This is a genomic window from Virgibacillus halodenitrificans (assembly GCF_001878675.1).
GTDB lineage: Bacteria > Bacillota > Bacilli > Bacillales > Amphibacillaceae > Virgibacillus_Q > Virgibacillus_Q halodenitrificans.
Genome location: NZ_CP017962.1, coordinates 235,352 through 256,526, shown reverse-complemented (window position 1 = coordinate 256,526; position 21,175 = coordinate 235,352). Strand labels below are relative to the sequence as shown.

Below are 21,175 nucleotides of genomic sequence, written 5' to 3'. Positions count from 1 at the left end.
TCCCCCCTAAAAGAGTTTTGTTGTTCCTTGCAAAATACCTGGCAAATTAACCTTTACGTTTGTTTCTCCTTCAAGATAAGGCATGCTTGTTACCCACTTATCATTACCAAGATCATGTTGACGTTGCTTTTGTTCAATCTCTTCTTCTGTCAGCCATTGCAACGTATTGGAAGGACATACACTTGCACACATTGGCGGGATTCCGTCCTTTGTCCGATCAATACATAAATCACATTTATACATTAGATTTTCTTCTTCATCAAACTTAGGAATTCCGTACGGACAAGCAATGGTGCAGTTCTGACAACCAATACATTTTTCTACAAGCGCTGATAGCACAGCTCCTGTTTCATGGATTTGGATGGCCTGTGCCGGACAGCTCCTCGCACAGGCAGGATCAACACAGTGCAGGCACATCAGAGGCATTGTCTGACGATTCACCAATGGGTTTACATCATACACATAGTTTCTGTTTCGTTGCTCATGTCCACCACATTGCGTACATGCAGCCAAACAAGATCGACAACCAATACAATTCTCCAGTTCGATATATAACCTCTTTTTCGTCTTATCTGCTGTCATTTACTGCACCTTCTTTGCTTCTAGTTTTTCTATTTGCGCAGCACATGCTTTGAATTCAGGCATTTTAGAGATAGGATCAAGTGCTGCTATTGTTAACAGATTAATAGATTGATCATGTCCAAAGTGGTACGGAACAAAGACTGTATCCTCACGAATGGCTTCGGTAATTTTCACTTTGTATTCAGCCTTTCCTCTTCTGGTAAAGAGAAGAACATGCTCATCATGCTTAATATTATATTTCGCAGCAGTTTCAGGATGTACCTCTACATACGGCTCCGGGCACATATCTTTTAAAAACTGAATTCTTCTTGTCTGGTTTCCTGATAAGTAATGATATACAACCCGGCCTGTTGTTAAACGTAATGGGTAGTTTTCACAAGGCTCTTCTGCTGCTGGTCTGTAAGGGAGAGCACATATTTTTGCTTTTTCATCTGGATGGTAGAACTTTTTATCAAGGAACATATGTGGTGTTCCTTGATCATCCCCATCCTTACATGGCCAAAATACCCCGTCCTGCTTGTCAATCTTATCCCATGTTGCTCCATAGTAATCTGCATTACCGCCTTTAGATGCCAAACGGAATTCGTCCGCCACATCTCTGGCTGTTTTTAAATGAGAAAAATGTTTACCTTTTCCTAAACGCTCTGCAAGCTCTACTTGTATTTGCCAATCAGGCTTAGACTCGCCAATTGGTTCCTGTGCTTTATTAATCTTAATAATTCTACCTTCCAGGTTCGTTACAGTGCCTTCATCTTCTGACCATGTAACAGATGGCAGGATCACGTCAGCAAACTCGGCAGACTCTGATAAAAAGAAATCAGAGCATACCATGAAGTCCAAGTTCTTTAGACCTGCACGGACAACATTCAAATTGGGAGCAGAAACTGCTGGATTTGAACAAAGCAAGTATAGTCCACGTATTTCTTTTTCATTCATTAACTCAAACATCTCATATGCTGATACTCCTGGCTTAGGCATATCACATGGCTCAATGCCCCAAACTTTAGATACTTCTTCCACGTGCTTTGGATTTGTTATTTTACGATAACCTGGCAAAAGATCAGACTTCTGACCATGTTCTCTTCCACCCTGGCCATTTCCCTGCCCGGTGAATGTAGCTACACCGGATTTCGGCCGGCCGATTTTACCAGTGATTAATGCCATATTGCAATAAGCAGATACATTGTCTACACCTTTATGCTGCTGCTCAATCCCTCTTGCAAACATGACGATAGCATTCGGTGCTTTACCGTATATTTCTGCTGCTCTCTCAATTTTTTCTACGGATACACCAGTAATTAGACTTGTTGCTTCTGGTGTAAATTCAGCAACCAATTCTTTTGTTTCTTCATAACCATTTGTATGGTTATCAATAAATTCACGATCTGTATAATTATTTTTAATTAATAAATGGAGAATTCCGTTAGCTAATGCAAGGTCCGTCCCTGGACGAAGGTCTAAATGCACATCTGCTCTTCTCGCGATAGGTGTTTCTCTTGGATCAGCTACGATCAGATAGCCGCCTCTTTCTTGCACTGCCCAAATACGGAACATAGAAGTTGGATGACATTCAGCTGTATTGCTTCCCGCTATAAATAAGCAATCTGTTTCGTGAATATCTGTCCAAGGTAGTGTTGATCCCCGATCTACTCCAAAAGTTCTTAGGAATCCACCTGCTGCACTGGACATACAGAAACGTCCATTGTAGTCAATGTATCTTGTTCCAAGTGCTACCCTTGCAAATTTCCCTGTCAAATAACATTTTTCATTTGTCATGGACACACCGCTAAATACAGATAGACTATCTTTTCCATAATCATTTTGAAGCTGACCGAACTTTTCAGCAATGAGGTCATATGCTTCTTCCCAGCTTGCTTCTCTAAAGCCTTTGTCAGTTCCTTTTAAGGAAGCATCATCACGAATTAATGGTTTTAAAATCCGATCCTTATGATTTGTCTGCTGATATGCAGTTACTCCCTTTGGACACATCTTCCCAACCGTAACCGGCCAGTCATAGCGTGGTTCCACGCCAATAATTGTATTTGTTGATTTATCTACTCGTAAGTTCATCCCACATTGCATCCCACAGTAACTGCAATGAGTTTTTACCAATGTTTCATTTGGATGTGTAACATTATCTATTTCACGGAAAAATTTATCCCTTTGCATTTTGATTTGCCTCCTTCACTGGCACTTCATGTGTAGCGACACCGGAAAAGCGTGCTATCCTATATTTTCTTCGACATGGCAGACAAAGCTCCGCCAAATTAAATCCGTCCTTCATATTAAATTCCAGTTGATTTTGATCCAGTACGTCAATAACATCCTTGGACTGTTCCGTAGATACGAACTCCGTACCACAGACCTTACATTGCTTCATGGATTTCTCCCCGTAATGCTCTCGATAGTTTTTAGCAAATACGCTCATTGGTCGGAACGGGATATGTGCAAGCTTTCCAAATGGAAGGTAGATAAGTGTAAGAATAACGGAGTACTGATGGATAAGTGACATAACGTAATGTCCTGCTCCGTGTAAAAATATATTTATAAAGGTTAATAGCAATCCAGTAATACTGATAAATAATAATAGATATAATGGCACAAAATCATAGAGGAATTTCTGCTCTGCTCTCGCCTGCATATTTTTCAATCTGCGATACAAGGCCATACACACTCCAGTGATTACCATAACGGCACTGAAATTCAACGCATTATAAGACATAAAAGCAATTAGTCCATCTGCAGGAACGGTCATGATGTTCATTCCCATCAGCACAATCGTATACATGCCGCCCTCTTCCATCGTGAAATACATCCAGCTGAAGACGAGGGGAAATGTTACAAAGCAAGAAATAATAACTCCCCAACCAATAAGTAAATGTTGGGTCCATCGGTAAATTCCCCTATTCCAGATAAACTTATATGTTGCTAAGTGGTTTGTAGCTGTTTTCGGAGTAGATTTTCGAAATAGTAGTTTTATCCCTTTTTTAATAATAATCTTGGTTGGAGGTCTCTCTCCCCAGGCAATAAAGCGATAAAAGAATCCTCCTAAGAACACCAGTGTACCAACCATGTATCCATATAAATTCATATCCACATGGGTAAACATCCTTGTTCCGATAAACATTAATATTAAAATTCCGAGCACTGTCAAAAACATGGATTTAGCGTAATGAGAGGCAAATGCATTATTTATTGAATTCTTCTTTTGTTTTTTGGGAGCATGGTGCTGATCTTGCACCGTTTCTTTTAAATTAGTAGCTTCCATTGGAATTCCCTCCATCTGTTTTTCTCTTACTTTCAGTATAGATGGATAGGTAATTATCGGTAATTAGGGAACTTCCCGATATTGGGAGGGGAATCCCCCTATTTTACTTTTGGTATGGTGGAAGAAGAGATAAGCATGAAAAGTTCCATAAGTATGAGCAGAGTGGTGTAAAGGAGTATTGGATTGTCGAGCCTCAGGAAAAACTGGTTAATGTGTTTCATCTTCAGGAAAATAACCAATTTGGAAGACGGGAAGTATACTCGGAGGAAAACAGAGTGCATGTAGCAGTCTTAGAAGGATTAGTTGTTAATTTGGAAATGGTTTTTGTTGAATAGCTGAATATTGAACTTATACATGTAAAAGCGATCCAACACGTTTTCGGTAATTGGATCGCTTTTTTTATACGTTTATTTAAATTTGGTTGTCGGGAGCTTCACCTAGGATAAGGACAAGTCCTTTATATAACGCATGCGGTATGCATTCATTGCTGTTTCCCCCAGCTTATCTAACAGGCTATGGTTGGCGTATGCACCTATAATAGCACCAAATCCCGGGACTAATTGAAGTAATTTTACTAAATCGATATGGTCACGGTACTCCTGTTGAAAGACTCTCCAATCCATATCAGCAAGACGGTCCTTCTCTCTTTCCCAATTTTCCAGTACATTAAATGTTTCTTTACGCATTTCATCACTTGAAAAGGCAAGCTGGAAAATATGAAGAAGAAATAAGCGCTCCTCATAAACTTTAGTATCGTATCCATAAATGGCGGCCGCTTCGAATAAAAACTTCATTTTAATAGATAATAGTAACGGAAAATCGGCCAGCCCCAGAAAAATACCACCTGCTCCTGTTCCAGCTCCTTCCACCACTGCTGTTTTACGATAGGATGCCAATTTTTCTTTTAAAAGTTTATCTCTGGCATAAAGGCTTACATCGTAAGGCTGCCGCTTTTTTGTTGTAATATCGGAACCAACCAAAATTGCTTTTATCATCTTTTTAATACTATCTGATATTACTGTATGCGCCTTCTCCGGAATATAGCTATTTACCTTGGTTTGAGCTTTCTTCGATAATTGATTAAACAGGCCGGAGCGCTTCAGTACCTTGCTTCTCCACTCCTGTATTTCTTTGTATACCTGTCTTTCATATGCACCCACTTGTATCACCCTTTACCTATACCCCATTATATCCATATATGAAAGAATTTTTTTCAAGACCGTTTATCCTATATCTCTTTTGTTGTAACCAATAAATCCTACAACCATTAAAATAATAGCAGTTAGCAGCAGCAGGCTAACAGGCAGCCACTCCATTTCTTCTACTGGCAATTGCAGGATATATCCAAATGGAGAGAGTTTGCCAACCCATTCAGGCAAATCAAATAATCCACCTAAATAAAGCACGAAAAAAGAATAAACGATATATATCCATATTATGCTTGCGAGCTTATGAAGTACTCCAATTAGAAAAACCACTACCCCAATCATGACGAGCATGGCCGGATAATATACTATTGCTGCTGAATATATAGACCAAAACGAAAAGGCATCATCCATCACAGCTGTTCCAGCAGCCCAAAGGCCAATAGCAGCTAAGGAAAGCATGATAACGCCGTTTATAATTGCAATTATCAAGTAACTGCCAAGTAACCTTGAGCGGGAAACTGCTTTACTTAACAAATGATCCACTCGATTTTTCTTTTCCTCACCCAGCAATTTATTTATCGCCATTATTGGTGGGACTGTCGCCAGAATGGCTATTACCATCATGAGCATTGGGATGAATTGCTCTGTCATTGAATAGCCTGCCTTATCCACCAGCATATTTTCAAGCATTTCATTACCTTCAAAAAACGTTTCTAAATCTCCTAACACAGATCCATAGGAAACTCCAATGACAAATAAACCAAGTGCCCATGCAATCGTCCCTGTACGCTGCAGCTTTAGAGCCAGCCCAATCGGATGTTGTAAAACAAGGGAAGCTGTTTCCTTCCCAGGTCTTGAAGGTAAAAATCCTGCCTCCAGATCTCTTATGATATTTAAAAAGGCTGCGATCAAAAATAGCACAATTGAAACTCCTACCATTAGTATAACGAGCCACCAGTTATTCGTTGCATACACTTCTGCCTGAGTAATCCATCCTAAAGGGGAAAACCATGACAATGCCTTATTGCTTACATCACCTACAGCTCTAACCAAATAAGCGATGATTAGCAGTGCAATAGAATATCCGATTACACTTCGGGAGTTCTCGGAAAGCTGGGAAAATAGGGCTGTCACTCCAGCAAAAATAATCCCCGTTCCTCCTAGAATAGCTCCATACAACAAAGAGCCCTCTAAATTCATAGTTTTTATCCCTAAAGCGTATAATCCAAATCCTGTAATGAGAGCAAGCAACACGTTTGTGCCTATTACTACAATACATGCCGCCATAAGATTCGCAAGTCTTCCTACAGGTAAGGAATGGATTAATTCACTTCGGCCTTCTTCCTCATCTCCGCGCGTATGCCTGGTAAGCAGGAGAATGCTCATCAATCCTACAACTAATGCTGTCAAGAGTAACATTTGATGTGCAGTCATAGCACCAATCGTGTAATTATCCAGATTTCCAGTGCCGACCATTGCAGTCATAGCAGGATTTTCCATGGTTATAGCCATGACATCCCTTTCCTGCTGTGTCGGATACATATCTTTAAAAGCCACAGGAACTACAAGAGTAAAGAAAGAGATGCCTAAAAGCCATAAAGGAATGCGGATTCGATTTTGTCTTCCTATAAACCGAAGCAAGAACCCCGTATTTTTTGAAAGAGATCGTTCCATCAGGAAGCACCTCCCGCCTTTATATTATCGTTGTTTTCATAGTGTCGCATAAACAAATCTTCCAATGTTGGTGGGGCACTTTCCAACTTCAACACACCGAACTTACTAATATGTTTCATTACCTCATCCAGATGCTCTGTATCAACCTGGAAGGAAAGTGCCTGTTCCATTTCTTCCAATGCATGAACTCCACTCAACTCCTCCAGCCCTTTCATAGGTTGCTTCGTCTCCACAAGCAAATGTGTGCGCGTTAAATGACGCAGTTCATTTAATGTCCCTGTTTCAATCATCTTACCTTGACGGATGATGCCAATACGATCACAAAGCTTCTCCACTTCGGATAAAATATGGCTGGAAAGCAAAACACTCTTCCCTTCTTCCTTCACCATCCCTACGCACTTCTGAAAAACCTGTTCCATTAGCGGATCCAGTCCTGATGTAGGCTCATCGAGAATATACAAATCCGCATCCGAAGAAAAAGCAGCTACAAGCGCAACTTTTTGCCTGTTCCCCTTTGAATACGTACGGCACTTTTTGGAAGGATCTAAGTCAAACATCTCAATCAATTCATCCCTTTTATTTTTGTTATTGCCACCTCTTAAACGGAGAAACAGATCAATAACTTCTCTACCGGTTAAATTCGGCCATAAGTTTACATCACCAGGCACATAAGCAATACGCTTATGTATTTCCACAGCATCCTTCCATGCATCTTTTCCGAATATCTCCACTTGGCCTGCAGTAGCTTTTATGATACCAAGAAGTACCCGAATAGTTGTTGATTTTCCAGCACCATTAGGACCTATAAAACCAAACACTTCCCCTTCATTTACTGTTAAGTCAACACCATCCAAGGCAGTAAACTTCCCAAATTGCTTTGTCAAATCAGTTACATCAAGGATACCCATCTTCATTCCCCCTGTTTTTTATAAAAACTGGTTTTCAATACTTCAAGATAGTCATAAAACTCTTCCCAATATGGCTCCATATCCAATTCACTTAATTTCTTTCCGGACAATTGTGTTATTAGCTCATTCTGATAACCTTCAATAGACCAGCGAAGGAGTTTAAATGCTTTGTCAACATCAACATCCTCTCGAAAAAATGTAAGATCAATTCCCTCATATATAATTTTGTTTCCAAGCTCTTGTAATTCTTGCATTCTTCTTTCAAGTTTCTGAGACAAATGGGCCTCTTTTGCTAATAAGATGGTACCTAGAAAGTTAAATACATGGGGATTCTCAGTAAAGGCCCGCATTTTAACTTGAACAGCCTGCTTCATTCGCTCAATGAAGTCAGATTGTGTTTGATCGATTTGCTGTAAGTATTCTTCCATAACGAGATCAAGTGAGTAATCTGCCAAGTATTGGTAAAGCTCCTGTTTATTTGTAAAATAATAGAAAAGCATCCCTTTACCGATTTGCGCATGCTTCACAATTTGATTGGTAGATGCCTGCTCAAAACCCTTTTTAGCAAATTCCTGAAGCGCTGCATGAATAATACGATTTTGTTTAGCTTTATCCAATTTTTTAAATTTCTCCGTAATGAGGTTCTCCCCCTTTTTTTAGTTTATGTTAATTGCAAAGTTTCAGACCAGTGTGGTCGATTTTATTGTAACTTAATTAGACCATAGTGGTCAATGTGGGTAGAGTGGTATACGGAACTTTTATTAAAGGGGCAATGGTGTTCTTCTCATTTATCGGAGGTTGCTCTCATTCTTGGCTGGTATCTCTCATTTGGCATGCCGGTTCTCTCATTCTACGGCGGTGTCTTTCATTTGGCATGTGGGTTCTCTCATTTATATTCCCATTAAAAAAAAGACAAGAGACTAACCCTTGTCTTTTTTCAATTATAAAATTAAATGCAGCACGAGCAGAAAGAAAAGCGTCATGCCAGAATATATGTGAACTTTTCGCTTTTTGATAGTGGGCCTATATAATCGCATCCATCCGGTGGCTACTTGGAGTGTTAAGATACTCGCTGTTAGGAGCCCGACTAGCATTTTTGGATAATCCCAATGAAATCCATAGCGTTCTATAACGAGTGTGCCATGAACCAAGACAAATATAAGCGCCAAAGATCCTACCCATTTATGATAAGGCAGAATTTTCTTTGAAAGTGTTGCAAGACGAACTTTCCTCTTGCGAATTGTTGAATCGCGTATGGTTGAAAAAACAGCATGCCTTGTCCAATTAAATATAATAAGTAAAGCCCCTACATAACCAAACCACACATATACAGAAATGGGAGCCTGATTAAACACAGACCAGATAACTACTAGTACGCCTGAAAAGTTTATATAAAACCATTTACTCATAAGTCACTCACCAAACTACATTATTTTCTACTTACATAACTATTAAATCATACATGTAGCAGGATAAGGTATAACTATTCTCACGTTAAAGCAAATTTTTCTCTATTTCTTTCATTTCATAGAAGTAACCTCTCATGTGCATGAGTTCTTCATACGTGCCACTTTCTACAATTTTGCCGTGATCCATTACAATTATTTGATCCATATTTTCCATTCCTGTTAATCGGTGGCTAATAAGCACAAGCGTATCATCCTTAGCTTGCTGAAAAATATGATCGTAAATCTTTTTCTCTGTTATTGCGTCAATGGAAGATGTAGGTTCATCGAGGAACCACAATTTTTTATTTTTCAATAAAGCTCTTGCTATTGCTAAACGTTGTTTCTCTCCGCCTGACAGGTTTTCACCTCTTTCATATACAGGATCATCTAGGTCAAACGAGTCGAGGTGAACCTTTTCCAGTGCTGCCTTAAGAGCTTCATCGGCCAGAGTAATATTCGCCAGTAACAGATTATCCCGGATCGTTCCATAGAAAAAGTGGTTTGATTGTAGTACCACATTCGCTTTGTCCCAAATTGACTCTTGCTCTACTTGAGTTAAAGGGATATTGTCAAAGCATATTTCTCCCTTATCTACAGCGTATATGTTCAACAATAACTGCATCACAGTCGATTTACCTGAACCGCTTGCCCCAACAATAGCTGTTTTAGAACCCGCTGGGAGATGCAAACTAATATTATCTAATGTTTTCCGCATGTCCCCTGGAAAAGCAAATTGGACATCTCGCATCTCTATATCAGGGATCTCTTTTAAATTCATTTGTTGTAAGTCATTATTATTTTGTCCTTTTTCAGTATCACTTACTACGGAAAACAAACGATTTGCAGCACGTTTAGTATCATTAAAATAGATAGGAAATATAGCCATTGGTGAAGCATCTTCAAATACAGTAATTGAAATCATAACAAGCATCGCCAGAAAGATTCCATCCAATTCACCCATCCCAATGAAATAAGCTCCCATAGCGAGAATAGACCAAGTTATAAATAGAGTAACAAATATATTCACTGATTGGCTAAAAAGAATTGCTTTATTTTCCATCTCCTGCTGTTCAATATACAGATCGGATGATTTTTCCAGCATTTCCTCTTTTCCTTGCAATTTCTGATAAATTTTCAAATCACGAAATCCATGGAGGAATTCTGCTACCTCTGTCGAAAGACTACCTCGATGTGTTCTGACATGAGAATCTATTTTTCGTTGTTTTAGAGCAAACAGGCCAGGGATGACGAATGTTGTCAAAATCAACCCGACAAATAACAGGATTGCCGCAAATAAGGAGAAAAAGGATGTAAACAGAATGGTACATAAAAACACCAAAACAAGCACAATTGGTGGATAAAACACGCGTAAAAAGTAATTCTGCAAACTTTCGACATCACCCACTATTCTCGAAAGGAGGTCGCCACTTCGATATTTTTGAAAAATACCAGGTGCTAGTGGTTCCAATTTTTCAAAGAAAGAAACCCGCAAATTACTTAAAACAGTGAAGGTTGCCCGATGTGAAAAGTATCTCTCCCCATATTTACTGAAGGCACGGATAAAGCTAAGCATTTTTACGGAAGCAATCAACAAAGCAAGTGCATAGATAGGGGCAGCCAAAGCCGCTTTTGAAATTAAATAGCCACTTGCAGCAAAAAGAAAGACAGTTGCTAAGCCTGCAACAAATCCAAAAAAGATTGATAAAACAATATCCCTTTTTTCCTTAAACATCAGCTTAGTAACAATGGCTAAATCATTCATCATGCTTCACCTTCCTGTTGTAAAGATACCATTCTGCGATAGTCCGGGACGGTTTGAAGTAAGTTGTCATGCTTGCCAGAGGCTTTTAATCTCCCGTTTTCCAAGTAGAGAATAATGTCCGCCTTTTTAATGGTATGGAGTCGATGTGCAACTGTAATTACCGTTGCACGCTCTGATAGCTTTTCCATAGAAGTCTGTAATACCTTTTCTGTATGCACATCCAAGCCTGTTGTCGGCTCATCAAAAAAGATAACAGATGGACGTTTTAAGAATGCACGTGCTAAAGCAACCCGTTGCATTTCTCCCCCTGATAGACCTCTGCCACCTTCCCCGATCCGGGTGTCATAGCCGTCTTTCAACATATTAATCATTTCTGCAATACCTGCTTGTTCGGCAGCTTGCTTAATTTCTGTCCTGGTAACAGATTTATTTGCTCCAATAGCTATGTTATCTGAAATAGTACCTGCAAATATATACGGATGCTGGGATATATAACTTAATTGATTAAACCATTCTTCTTCTTTGTAAGCAGGAAGTTCTTTCCCATTCACATAAATCTTTCCCTCAGAGACAGGAAGAAGCCCTGCTAAAAGATGTAATAAAGTAGTTTTTCCTGAACCACTCTTACCAACAATGGCTACATTTGCTCTTGGCTCTATTTCAGCTTGAATTCCATGCAGTGAGAATTGTTCGTCTCCATAGCTGAATCCTGCTTGTTGTATAGATATTTGTGGAGGTTGATGATTTGCGAGATCTTCCGTGCCCCATTCTACTGCCTGTTCCTCTTGCTGAAGCTCTTGCATCACCTTTTTGGCTGCGCCTATACTTGTTTGTCCATTATGAAAAGCGCTCCCTAAATCTTTCAAACCTGTATAATATTCAGGTGTAAGAATAAGTACCAAAAATGCAGTATAAAAGGTGATGCCATCAAAAATAATCAACTGAAGCGCAACTTCCAACGCTACAATACCAATGCTCAGCATGGATATTAGCTCCAGCATAAAGGAAGATGTAAAAGCTATTTTCAGAATTTCCATCGTGGCATCACGAAAGCCTAAGCTGCTCTCCTTAATCAGTTCCACCTGACGCTTAGCTTGTCCAAAAATTTTAAGTGTAACAAGACCCTGTAATGTATCCAAAAACCTGCCAGAAAACTCTCCAAGCTTATACATTTGCTCTTCAGACTTTTTCTTTGTTTGCAATCCGATAATAATCATAAAAATTGGTATGAATGGAGAAGTAATTAACATAATCAACCCTGTATTTACATTCTCCATAAATACAATCACTAAAATTAGTATGGGAATAAAGGCAGAACGAATCACTTGAGGAATGTAACTGCTGAAGTAACTATCCATTTCATCAACAGCATCCATCATCATACTAACCTTTTGCCCCGATTGTCCCTGCAAGGAAGCCTGCAGCGGATTTCTAGAATACTTTTTCAACAGAGCTTTCCGAAAGAAGCTCTTTGCCTGAGCACCTAGCTTAACTCCGGTTCGTCCACTCAGATAACTAAATAAGGTTCTTAAGAAAAATACGAAAAGCAGCCCTCCCAGTAACGGAAGGACTTCACTAAATGATTGCTTTTGTAAAAAAACGCCATCTATTATAGTAACTAACAGATAAGCCTGTGCTACAATCATCACGCCAATTAATATAGATAAAAGAAGCATAATTGTAAGGCTTTTTTTCTTTGTTAACATATAAGCTTTTAAACTAGTCATGAGCTCTATCCCCAATCTGGATAGTGTTTATTTCTTCCCTTTGACGTAATCTGCATTAAACAAGAAGAGCTTCATTAATAGAATTAAAGAAGGTACTAGTAGAAATAGACCAGCAATAAATACAATTATTAGCGCAATCCCTGTTGATTGATGGGTTGCATTCTCATAGATTGTAATATATGGATCCAGAATATACGGCAAATGACTTGCACCATAGCCGAAGAAAGCAAAGAAGAATTGCAGCATAACACTAATAAATGCCAAACCATAATACTTCCCAATATAAATTAATCCAAGTGATATCATGAAGAATCCCATAGACAAACCGAAAACCCACCATAGATCAAGCATACGATCATAATGTCTTTGGTTATGTTGTCCTAAAGCAATAAAAGTAGTCAATGCGGCAATTATTGTTGGGGTCCCCCAAAATAACGCATATTTTCGAACAAGCTTTAACGCCTCTGTATCATTTGCTCTAGATGCATAAAATGTTAAAAAGGTAGCACTTATATACAACACAGATACAATTGCAAGAAACACGACACTCCAAGAATATGGGCTCGTAAACAGCTTGAGATAATTCATCGTTATCTCTCCGTTTGTTTCCGTAATAAAACCACCTTCGGAGAGTGTTAATGCAGTGGAAAGGGACGCAGGGATTAATAACCCTGTTGCCCCATACAAGAACATATACACATTACTTTGTTTTGAACCATAGCTTTCAAACGCATAAAAGGAACCTCTGATTGCTAATAAAATTATCGCGATGCTCCCAGGCACGAGCAATGCTGTACCATAATAGAAAGCTGTATCCGGGAAGAACCCTACAATCCCTACAAAGAAAAACACAAAAAATACATTTGTTACTTCCCACACAGGAGAAAGATAACGGGAAATCAATTGATTAATAATATGATCTTTTTTTGTTTTCTTTGCATAGTAGGAAAAGAAGCCTGCTCCAAAATCAATCGAAGCAACAATCACATACCCATATAAGAATAACCACAATACAGTAATACCAATTATTTCATATGTCATTACGAATCACCTTTTTCAATTGAAGGATACTTTTTCTCCAATTCCACTTCTACTGGATTATTACGGAACAATTTACGTAAAACAATAATTCCTACCGTCGCCAGTGTTGCATATAAGAGGAAAAAGAAGATAAACATTAAATCTACATATGGAGAAGTTGTTGCAGCTTCTTCCACCTTCATAAAGCCTCTTAAAATCCATGGCTGACGACCTTCTTCAGCATAAATCCAACCGAATTCAATCGAAAGCATTGCCAGTGGACCACCTAATACAATCAGGCGAAGCATCCATTTATGATGCTCATTCCACTTTTTCGTCTTCATTAAAATTAAATAAAGTAATGGAATTAGCACAAGTGCCATCCCAATAGATACCATCAAGTCAAACATATAATGAATCCATAATGGCGGGCGTTCATCCTCTGGTATTTCCTCAAGTCCGGTCACTTCACTACTGAAGTCCCCGTGGGCAAGAAAACTTAATAACCCTGGTAATCGTATAGCACCTACAGGCATATCTTGCTCATTTAACCATCCAAACAGAATTAGATCTGCACCTTCCTCTGTTTGAAAGTGCCACTCAGCTGCAGCAAGCTTTTCAGGTTGTTCTTTTGCGAGAAACTTCGCAGACATATCCCCTGCTATTGCAGTAAGAATGGCAAAAATAAATGTAGCCATCATGGTTAATTTCAATGCTTTTTTATGGTATTCAGATGACTTCTTTTTTAACAGGCTAAATGCAGCAATTGTTGCAAGGATAGCCGCTACAGTTACATAAGAAGATGCCAACACATGAAATACCTTTGTTGGTGTAGCAGGATTTAACATTGCTTGAATAGGATTAATGGTCACAAAACCATCTTGTCCAGTAGTAAATCCTTCTGGTGTATTCATAAAGGCATTAACCGTGGTGATAAACACGGCAGACATTCCTCCACCAATAACAACCGGCAAAGAAAAAGCCCAGTGGATCATCTGGTTTTTAAAACGGTCCCATGTATATAGGTAAATACCTAGGAAAATTGCTTCAAAGAAGAAGGCAAAAACTTCCATAAATAATGGCAAGCTAATTACATTTCCTGCTACCTGCATAAAATTCGGCCATAATAAAGAAAGTTGTAAGCCGATTGCAGTACCTGTAACTACTCCAATAGCAACTGTAATAACAAATCCTCTTGCCCATCTTCTAGCCATCATCAGATAATGTGGGTCTTTCTTTCTGATTCCTATAAATTCCGCGATGGATATAAACAAAGGAACCCCTACACCCAGTGTTGCAAAAATAATGTGAAATAAAAGTGTCATGGTGGTGAGCAAACGACTCATTAACACCGGATCCATATCAAACACCCTAAAAAACCTCCCTGAAGTTAAAAATTATTTACAGCTGTTATTTTAATATTAGATTGCTCAGTACTGATCAAGCACGCATACTTCACAGTCATTAATTATTACTATACCCATAGTATAAACCATTATTTATACTAATTGTGTAGAAGTTAATGACGAATCTATGACATTAATTCGAACGAAATAAATTAGTTCAATTATATTTATATACCCATAGTTTTCCCTCTTCACACAATATTTAGTCAAAATCATATGCACCAATTTATTAATAAGACACTATCAAAAAAGCAACTATGACGAGAAAATCGCCTAGTTGCTTTTTAAGCTTAACATTTTTGTGCTTCATATTGAAAACCAAGACAATTATAATTTTGTCTTCGATACATTTCCCTTGGTGTGTCTTCACCATCTGCCACCAAAATGACGGTTTTATCCTTGTACACATCCATGACATACTTCTGTAGCTTACTGCCAATCCCTTGTTTTTGAAATTGCTCACGGACATTAAAACCATCTATTTCTACTGTTGTATCTGTGAGTATAAGATCAAGGGATCCTGCTGGCTCTTTTTGATAATAAGCAAGGATTTGCTTCACATTTTCTGATAGAAAATTATCTTGATGTACCTGTCTCTTCTGCTTAGCAAAGTCAACGCCGTTAACTGCTTCCTGCTCATATTGCAGTTCCATATATATTTCTAGATCTTCTTCTGTTACTTCTTTAATTTCAATCATGGAAGCCAGTCCATTTACTTTTGTAAATTGTTGTGGATGAATAGCATATAATTCCATGAAGCCTACTTCATATCCCTGCTCCTTAAGATGATGGGCAAGTTCTCCTGATATCTCCTCATTTTCAGGGAAGTAAAACTTCATATGATGTTGGTTTCGCATAAGATGATATTCCCTTAAATAAGCAGCCGCTTGATCAAACTCCGCTAATGTAGGCATATGTTTAAATTCGATATAATTACTATCATACCTTAGGGTCAATTTCGAATCGTGAACGTGAATATAACGTTCATTTTCGTATACAGTCTCCCCAATTTTTTGTATATTTTTAAATGAAATTTGATCCAATCCTAACCCTCCTTATATATTGTCACACGATTTCTGCCATTTTTCTTTGATTGATATAAAGCCTTATCAGCCTCTTCAATAATTGCTTCCATACTCTTCTCAGGTTTGGAAAAGCTCACGCCAATAGAGATAGTCAGAAATCCTCCCGGTTGTGTTTCTTCTCCTTCAAAAATATATACTTCCACAGATTTGCGTAAACGCTCTGTTATATCAGACACCTGTTGGAGAGAATTTTTCTGAAAGCACATAATAAATTCTTCTCCGCCATACCTTGCAACGAAGTCGCCAGCACCACAACTATCTGAAAGGATATTTCCAATTGTTCTCAGCACAACATCACCTTTGGGATGACCGTTGGCGTCATTATACTTTTTAAAATAATCCACATCGATCATCGCAATAGCAAATGGATCTTTCTGTTCTGCCATTTTTTGTAGTTTTTCTTTAAAATACCTTATATTCGGAAGCAGTGTCATTGCATCCTGATAGGATAACATTTCCAATTGATTGATCATATTTAAACTACGATGTACATCATTGAAGATGAGCCCCATCGACCATGCAGCGATACAAGCGAAAATGAACACCAATACTGTAATCAAAACAGTAGCTTCTGTCGAGAAGTACATCCAAACAGATTGAATGATCTCGAAAATGATAAAATAAAACATCATCTTGCTGAGGTTTAATATAGGATGATGGGTATCTTTTTGTTTATGTTTAAAAAATGCTCCAAAGCATATCGGCAGAATAATCGTTTGTATTATTCCAATTAATACCGTAGGACCACCTAAATATACCCTAAATATTAGTGGTATAATGCCTGAAAGGATACCAAGTCTCCATCCGCCAGCATAAGCAACAAAGAATAAAGGAACTGCCCGTAAATCTATTTTCATCCCTTCATATCCCAAAGGATTATACATTACTATTAAGGTTAAAATGGTAACAAAAAGGGGGTATACCCAAAAAGAACTGAATAATTTTTCGAATTTCTGTAAAAGTACTTCCTTTGCTTTTAACCCCAAAAACATTAATGCAATAATTAAAGCCATATTTTCCAAAAAATAAAAAAACAATTTTTCCATCATATGAATCTCCTATTTTCTTATGTTCCATACTAGTTTACCAATGTTAGTATTAAAGTCCATAGGGAAATCCTTGAATTATCATATTTAAAACCGAACAGTTTATCTATGCTTCTCTTCTGCCAATTTGCTTGAAATCTTTCTTTGAAAAGGCTGGCGTTTGTATGCTTGCTTTACCATTTTTCTTCTTCCTTGCTTTTTTAACCTTATAGATAACTCCAACCTTTACTTGTTGGACTTCCTTGACTCCCTGAATAATCAGTTGCATTGCAAAAATAGATAACACAAACGCAACCAGTGTCCATAAGTACCAATAATGTCCGGAAGAAATAGAGCCTCTGGCGACAGCTCCGATCATACCAGACCACTCATAACTAAGCGAACTGGGGGGATCACCCATCATTGGATCGAAGGACAACTTTGTACCTCCAAAGAAAAGATTAAATACCCCAAGGTGAATAAACACTAACAATACCTGGATAAATTGTTGTCCAAACAAAATGGTTAATCGCGGGCCTATATGTGGAAGGATGTGCCTCCAAAACAAATGAAAACTTCCTCCTCCTAAGACCTTCGCACTCGCAATAAATTCATACTGCAGAACACGGTTCATCTCTTTACCTATTAACACCATCGTCAACGGAATAACTAATACTGTTAAAATCGTTATTTCCAATATAATTCGTTCCGTAAAAGTGTACGCAAAACCTGATTGTGTTGGCATTAAAATTGGGCGGAGTAAGATGTACGCAATTAAACTTAATGGTAAAAAATGAATGGAATCTGTTAGTTTCTCAATTGCCTTTTGAAGCCGATAAGGCAGGGAAAAAGCAAATACAATTCCAAAAAATAACCCTCCAAGCACTCGGAGCAATGCAATCAGCAGCCCAAAAATAAGTGTATATTTCGCACCAATAATAAGCTGGTCTGCAATACTGAATCCAAGCTCTGTAGACCCAAACAGAAAAGCTTCCGAGGGCGGATGTGGAGGTGTGCTTCGTATCGTTACACCATCTTCTTCATACAACAACGTCGCCTGCTCCACAAGATTATCTGTCATCACAGAATAAAGGAAGCTATATCCAATAAGTACAATAAAAAAAGAGATACCCAGAGCAAACTTCCAATTTTTAATATGAGCGGTTACAAGACGAAATACTTGCTTGCTCATTTTTTTAAAGGAACTACCCATATTTTTCAGTTTATATAAGAAACGATGCCCAACGTATTCCATCCATCCGGCAAAACTTCCTCGCCTTGTTTGCTTATCACCTTTTAAGAAATTAAATTCCTTTGAAGTGACTTTCTCGCCCCCAATCCATAGATCTATGAACTGGAAAAAGAAGTAGAATGGTGTAAAGATAAGGATAAGAGAAAAGGCAATGGTCATTGGAGTAAAGCTTTCCAAGAGAAAGAATGTTAATCCATGCACATTAAATACACGCTCGATAATGAATTGACTCGATAGCGTCCCCCAAATTACTAACTTCAAATGGTAAAAAGAGCTTGGCATAATATTTCTCAGTATATGTTTTATTAATATACCTATACTGGAAATCCCCTTACTCTTCAAAAAAACAACATATTCCTTAATAAACTCTTCTTCTATTAATAATAAAAACAGCTTGAACAAGGTCACCATTGGAAGTATAGACAAAGTCAAAATTGGCGCAAGATAAACCTTATCTTCCATATAACCAGCAACAGCAAACAGGTGGACACCACTTGCTTTATAAACATAGATCACTAAGACCTGCAAAAGCGTAGCAAATACAAGGTCTGGAACGGATTCCAAGAAATCCAGGACACGCTTTATTGGTTGCAATATATGCTTCGGCAGGAAATTTGCAGAAAATGCAAGAATAAATGCCAGTCCAACTCCTAAAAGCAGGGCTCCAAGCAGGATTTTCGCTGAATACAAAAATGGTTCCCAAAGGACATCAAGCACAGAAAATTTACCAGGTGATCCTTCTACGGCATACAGCCAGCTATCGGGGTTTACAAATGCGACTAGGAAATCAGTTACTTGTTTAAGAAAACCCGGCGCTTCGGGGAACCCTAGACTAGAAAAATAATTTGGTAGTACACTAATAATTAAAATAGAAATAATACCAAGGATATAGAAAAAAACCATTCGAAAATATTTCATAAAAGGCCCCCAAAAATTTAAAATTGTTAAAATAATAATAACATTATTTTCTGATATATTAGTCTTTATTAACCAAATTTATCGAGAAAATGTTATCATCAGCCTATAATGGATATAGTTTTTTATAGAAAAAGCGCAAGGGATCATCTAGCATATTTCATGCGTAAGGATAATCGATTCACTCCCGGAAAGGGGATTCTCTATGCCTAGTATTACTTTTTACAATGGAACTAGCCTACTAAAAAAGATCGAAGCAACTAAAGGAAGAACTATACTTGCAATAGCCAAGCAAGGCAGGGTAGCTTTACGTCATAAATGCGGCGGTAAAGCCTCCTGTCTAACATGCAAAGTTACCATCCCCAATCAATCTGCAGTATCAGCACCTGAACCAAAAGAAGCACGGAAATTAGGGGAGAGCAACCTTGAAAAAGGCATCCGTTTAAGCTGCCAAACCCGTGTGTATGGCGACATAGAAGCAGTCATTCCCGAAGATCCATATAAAGCAAGAATCCGTGCATTGCTTGAACAAGCGAGACAGGAATGATTACCTTGGAGAGAGCTTTGTTATTGGACTGGTCTTCTTAGGATGCGGCTGCTTTTGTCCATTAGCGGCGCTCTATCGGGTGGGTCTTCTCAAGATACTGCTGCTTTTGTCCATTAGGGCCGTTCTATTGGACAGTTCTTCTCGGGATGCAGATGCTTTTGTCCATTAGACGCGCTCTATCGGACAGTTCTTCTCGGGATGCAGATGCTTTTGTCCATTAGACGCGCTCTATCAGACACTTCTTCTCCAGATGCAGATGCTTTTGTCCATTAGATGCGCTCTATTGGACAATTCTTCTCCAGATGCAGATGCTTTTGTCCATTAGCGACGCTCTATTGGACACTTCTTCTCGAGATGCTGCTGCTTTTGTCCATTAGGGCCGTTCTATTGGACACTTCTTCTCGAGATGCTGCTGCTTTTGTCCATTAGGGCCGTTCTATTGGACACTTCTTCTCAAGTTGCTGCTGCTTTTGTCCATTAGGGCCGTTCTATTGGACAATTCTTCTCCACATGCAGCTGCTTTTGTCCATTAGCGACGCTCTATTGGACACTTCTTCTCGAGATGCTGCTGCTTTTGTCCATTAGCGACGCTCTATCGGACAATTCTTCTCAAGTTGCAGATGCTTTTGTCCATTAGCGACGCTCTATTAGACACTTCTTCTCGAGATGCAGATGCTTTTGTCCATTAGACGCGCTCTATTGGACACTTCTTATCGTGATACTGCTGATTTTGTCCATTAGCGACGCTCTATTAGACACTTCTTATCCAGATACAGATGCTTTTGTCCATTAGGGCCGTTCTATCGGACAATTCTTCTCGAGATGCAGCTGCTTTTGTCCATTAGACGCTCTCTATTGGACACTTCTTCTCAAGTTGCTGCTGCTTTTGTCCATTAACTACACTCCTCCTCCGCATATGCACCTGTCCAGTTCGCCCATAGTCATGCCACTCTCCCATGCTGTTCTCTCCTATTCTAAAAATCTGTTACGTTCCTCTTGAGTTGGCAACCTGCAGCTTTCTTTCTTACCGAACCATGTATATCGGTTTCTCGCAACAACTTGATATACTGCATCCCTCCACGGTTTTGGTACAATTAATAAAACTACACCGAGCTTCCAAATTCCTTTCAGATGCTTGCTAATTCGAAGAGCTGCGGAGGATTGGATATACCAGTTGGAATCATCAATATAGACCAGACTATCTACATCTTCAGGAATCTTACATTCCTTTACCAGCCTAATCCCTGCTTCACTTTGTAATGAAGCAAATTTAAACTTCTGCTTAGGATCACGCTTCATAATAAATTGAACACTCTGATCACAAAAATTACAATCTCCATCAAACAATATAATTTTAGACAAGGAGACAACACCTCCTTAATGAATTTTTACAGTTAAAAGACTTCCT

The 21,175-nt window shown here is 38.6% G+C and carries 18 protein-coding genes; 2 read left to right on the top strand and 16 right to left on the bottom strand.

Translation table 11 applies throughout. The features are described 5' to 3' along the window. Positions 1-6: 6 nt before the first annotated feature. The 3 genes from BME96_RS01390 to BME96_RS01380 are packed head-to-tail and all read right to left on the bottom strand — an operon-like array spanning position 7 to position 3,778. Positions 7-582 (bottom strand): 4Fe-4S dicluster domain-containing protein, encoded by a 576-nt coding sequence (locus BME96_RS01390; protein ID WP_019378826.1) that lies wholly within the window; start codon positions 580-582, stop codon positions 7-9. Then, the gene (locus BME96_RS01385) at positions 583-2,751 is read right to left on the bottom strand and encodes a molybdopterin oxidoreductase family protein (RefSeq protein ID WP_040954120.1); all 2,169 of its coding nucleotides are present in this window, start codon (positions 2,749-2,751) and stop codon (positions 583-585) included. Further along, a complete protein-coding gene (locus tag BME96_RS01380) occupies positions 2,738-3,778 on the bottom strand; it encodes a hypothetical protein (protein WP_040956916.1) in 1,041 nt (346 codons plus the stop codon). The genes BME96_RS01385 and BME96_RS01380 overlap by 14 nt, the downstream gene beginning before the upstream one ends. 134 nt (positions 3,779-3,912) lie before the next feature. Between BME96_RS01380 and BME96_RS20135 the strand changes: the two genes are divergently transcribed. Beyond that, a complete protein-coding gene (locus BME96_RS20135) occupies positions 3,913-4,185 on the top strand; it encodes a Uma2 family endonuclease (protein ID WP_083547395.1) in 273 nt (90 codons plus the stop codon). A gap of 102 nt (positions 4,186-4,287) precedes the next feature. On the opposite strand, the gene BME96_RS01370 is transcribed toward BME96_RS20135, so the two are convergent. The 12 genes from BME96_RS01370 to BME96_RS01315 all read right to left on the bottom strand — a co-directional run bounded on the left by BME96_RS01370 (position 4,288) and on the right by BME96_RS01315 (position 19,223). Further along, on the bottom strand, positions 4,288-5,010 hold the full coding sequence (locus tag BME96_RS01370; protein WP_060680676.1) for an EcsC family protein: 723 nt from the start codon (positions 5,008-5,010) through the stop codon (positions 4,288-4,290). 63 nt (positions 5,011-5,073) lie between these two features. Next, positions 5,074-6,672, bottom strand: a complete 1,599-nt coding sequence (locus BME96_RS01365; RefSeq protein WP_071648088.1) for an ABC transporter permease — start codon at positions 6,670-6,672, stop codon at positions 5,074-5,076. Next, on the bottom strand, positions 6,672-7,580 hold the full coding sequence (locus BME96_RS01360; RefSeq protein ID WP_071648087.1) for an ABC transporter ATP-binding protein: 909 nt from the start codon (positions 7,578-7,580) through the stop codon (positions 6,672-6,674). Before BME96_RS01360 ends, BME96_RS01365 begins: the two co-directional genes overlap by 1 nt. Positions 7,581-7,582: 2 nt before the next feature. Next, positions 7,583-8,197, bottom strand: coding sequence for a TetR/AcrR family transcriptional regulator (locus tag BME96_RS01355; RefSeq protein WP_083547394.1), 615 nt, complete (start codon positions 8,195-8,197; stop codon positions 7,583-7,585). 324 nt (positions 8,198-8,521) lie between these two features. Next, complete coding sequence (locus BME96_RS01350; protein WP_071648085.1) at positions 8,522-8,989, bottom strand: hypothetical protein; 468 nt, start codon at positions 8,987-8,989, stop codon at positions 8,522-8,524. Positions 8,990-9,074: 85 nt separating this feature from the next. Further along, positions 9,075-10,790, bottom strand: a complete 1,716-nt coding sequence (gene cydC / locus BME96_RS01345; protein WP_071649927.1) for a thiol reductant ABC exporter subunit CydC — start codon at positions 10,788-10,790, stop codon at positions 9,075-9,077. Beyond that, positions 10,790-12,517 carry a thiol reductant ABC exporter subunit CydD gene (cydD, locus tag BME96_RS01340; protein ID WP_071648084.1) on the bottom strand — a complete coding sequence of 576 codons (1,728 nt, stop codon included), beginning with the start codon at positions 12,515-12,517 and terminating at the stop codon, positions 10,790-10,792. Before cydD ends, cydC begins: the two co-directional genes overlap by 1 nt. Before the next feature lie 27 nt (positions 12,518-12,544). Further along, positions 12,545-13,558, bottom strand: a complete 1,014-nt coding sequence (locus BME96_RS01335) for a cytochrome d ubiquinol oxidase subunit II (RefSeq protein ID WP_019378815.1) — start codon at positions 13,556-13,558, stop codon at positions 12,545-12,547. Beyond that, positions 13,558-14,907: a cytochrome ubiquinol oxidase subunit I gene (locus tag BME96_RS01330; RefSeq protein WP_071648083.1), complete on the bottom strand. Its 1,350-nt coding sequence runs from the start codon at positions 14,905-14,907 to the stop codon at positions 13,558-13,560. Before BME96_RS01330 ends, BME96_RS01335 begins: the two co-directional genes overlap by 1 nt. A gap of 326 nt (positions 14,908-15,233) precedes the next feature. Further along, a complete protein-coding gene (locus tag BME96_RS01325) occupies positions 15,234-15,986 on the bottom strand; it encodes a GNAT family N-acetyltransferase (protein WP_071648082.1) in 753 nt (250 codons plus the stop codon). A 2-nt stretch (positions 15,987-15,988) separates the two neighbouring features. Beyond that, the gene (locus BME96_RS01320; RefSeq protein WP_231478662.1) at positions 15,989-17,077 is read right to left on the bottom strand and encodes a diguanylate cyclase; all 1,089 of its coding nucleotides are present in this window, start codon (positions 17,075-17,077) and stop codon (positions 15,989-15,991) included. 103 nt (positions 17,078-17,180) lie between these two features. Further along, positions 17,181-19,223 (bottom strand): ABC transporter permease subunit, encoded by a 2,043-nt coding sequence (locus tag BME96_RS01315; protein WP_071648080.1) that lies wholly within the window; start codon positions 19,221-19,223, stop codon positions 17,181-17,183. Positions 19,224-19,425: 202 nt separating this feature from the next. Between BME96_RS01315 and BME96_RS01310 the strand changes: the two genes are divergently transcribed. Next, positions 19,426-19,767, top strand: a complete 342-nt coding sequence (locus tag BME96_RS01310) for a 2Fe-2S iron-sulfur cluster-binding protein (protein ID WP_071648079.1) — start codon at positions 19,426-19,428, stop codon at positions 19,765-19,767. Between the two features lie 969 nt (positions 19,768-20,736). Here the strand turns inward: BME96_RS01310 and BME96_RS01305 are convergent. Further along, on the bottom strand, positions 20,737-21,129 hold the full coding sequence (locus BME96_RS01305) for a thiol-disulfide oxidoreductase DCC family protein (protein WP_071648078.1): 393 nt from the start codon (positions 21,127-21,129) through the stop codon (positions 20,737-20,739). Positions 21,130-21,175 lie beyond the last annotated feature (46 nt).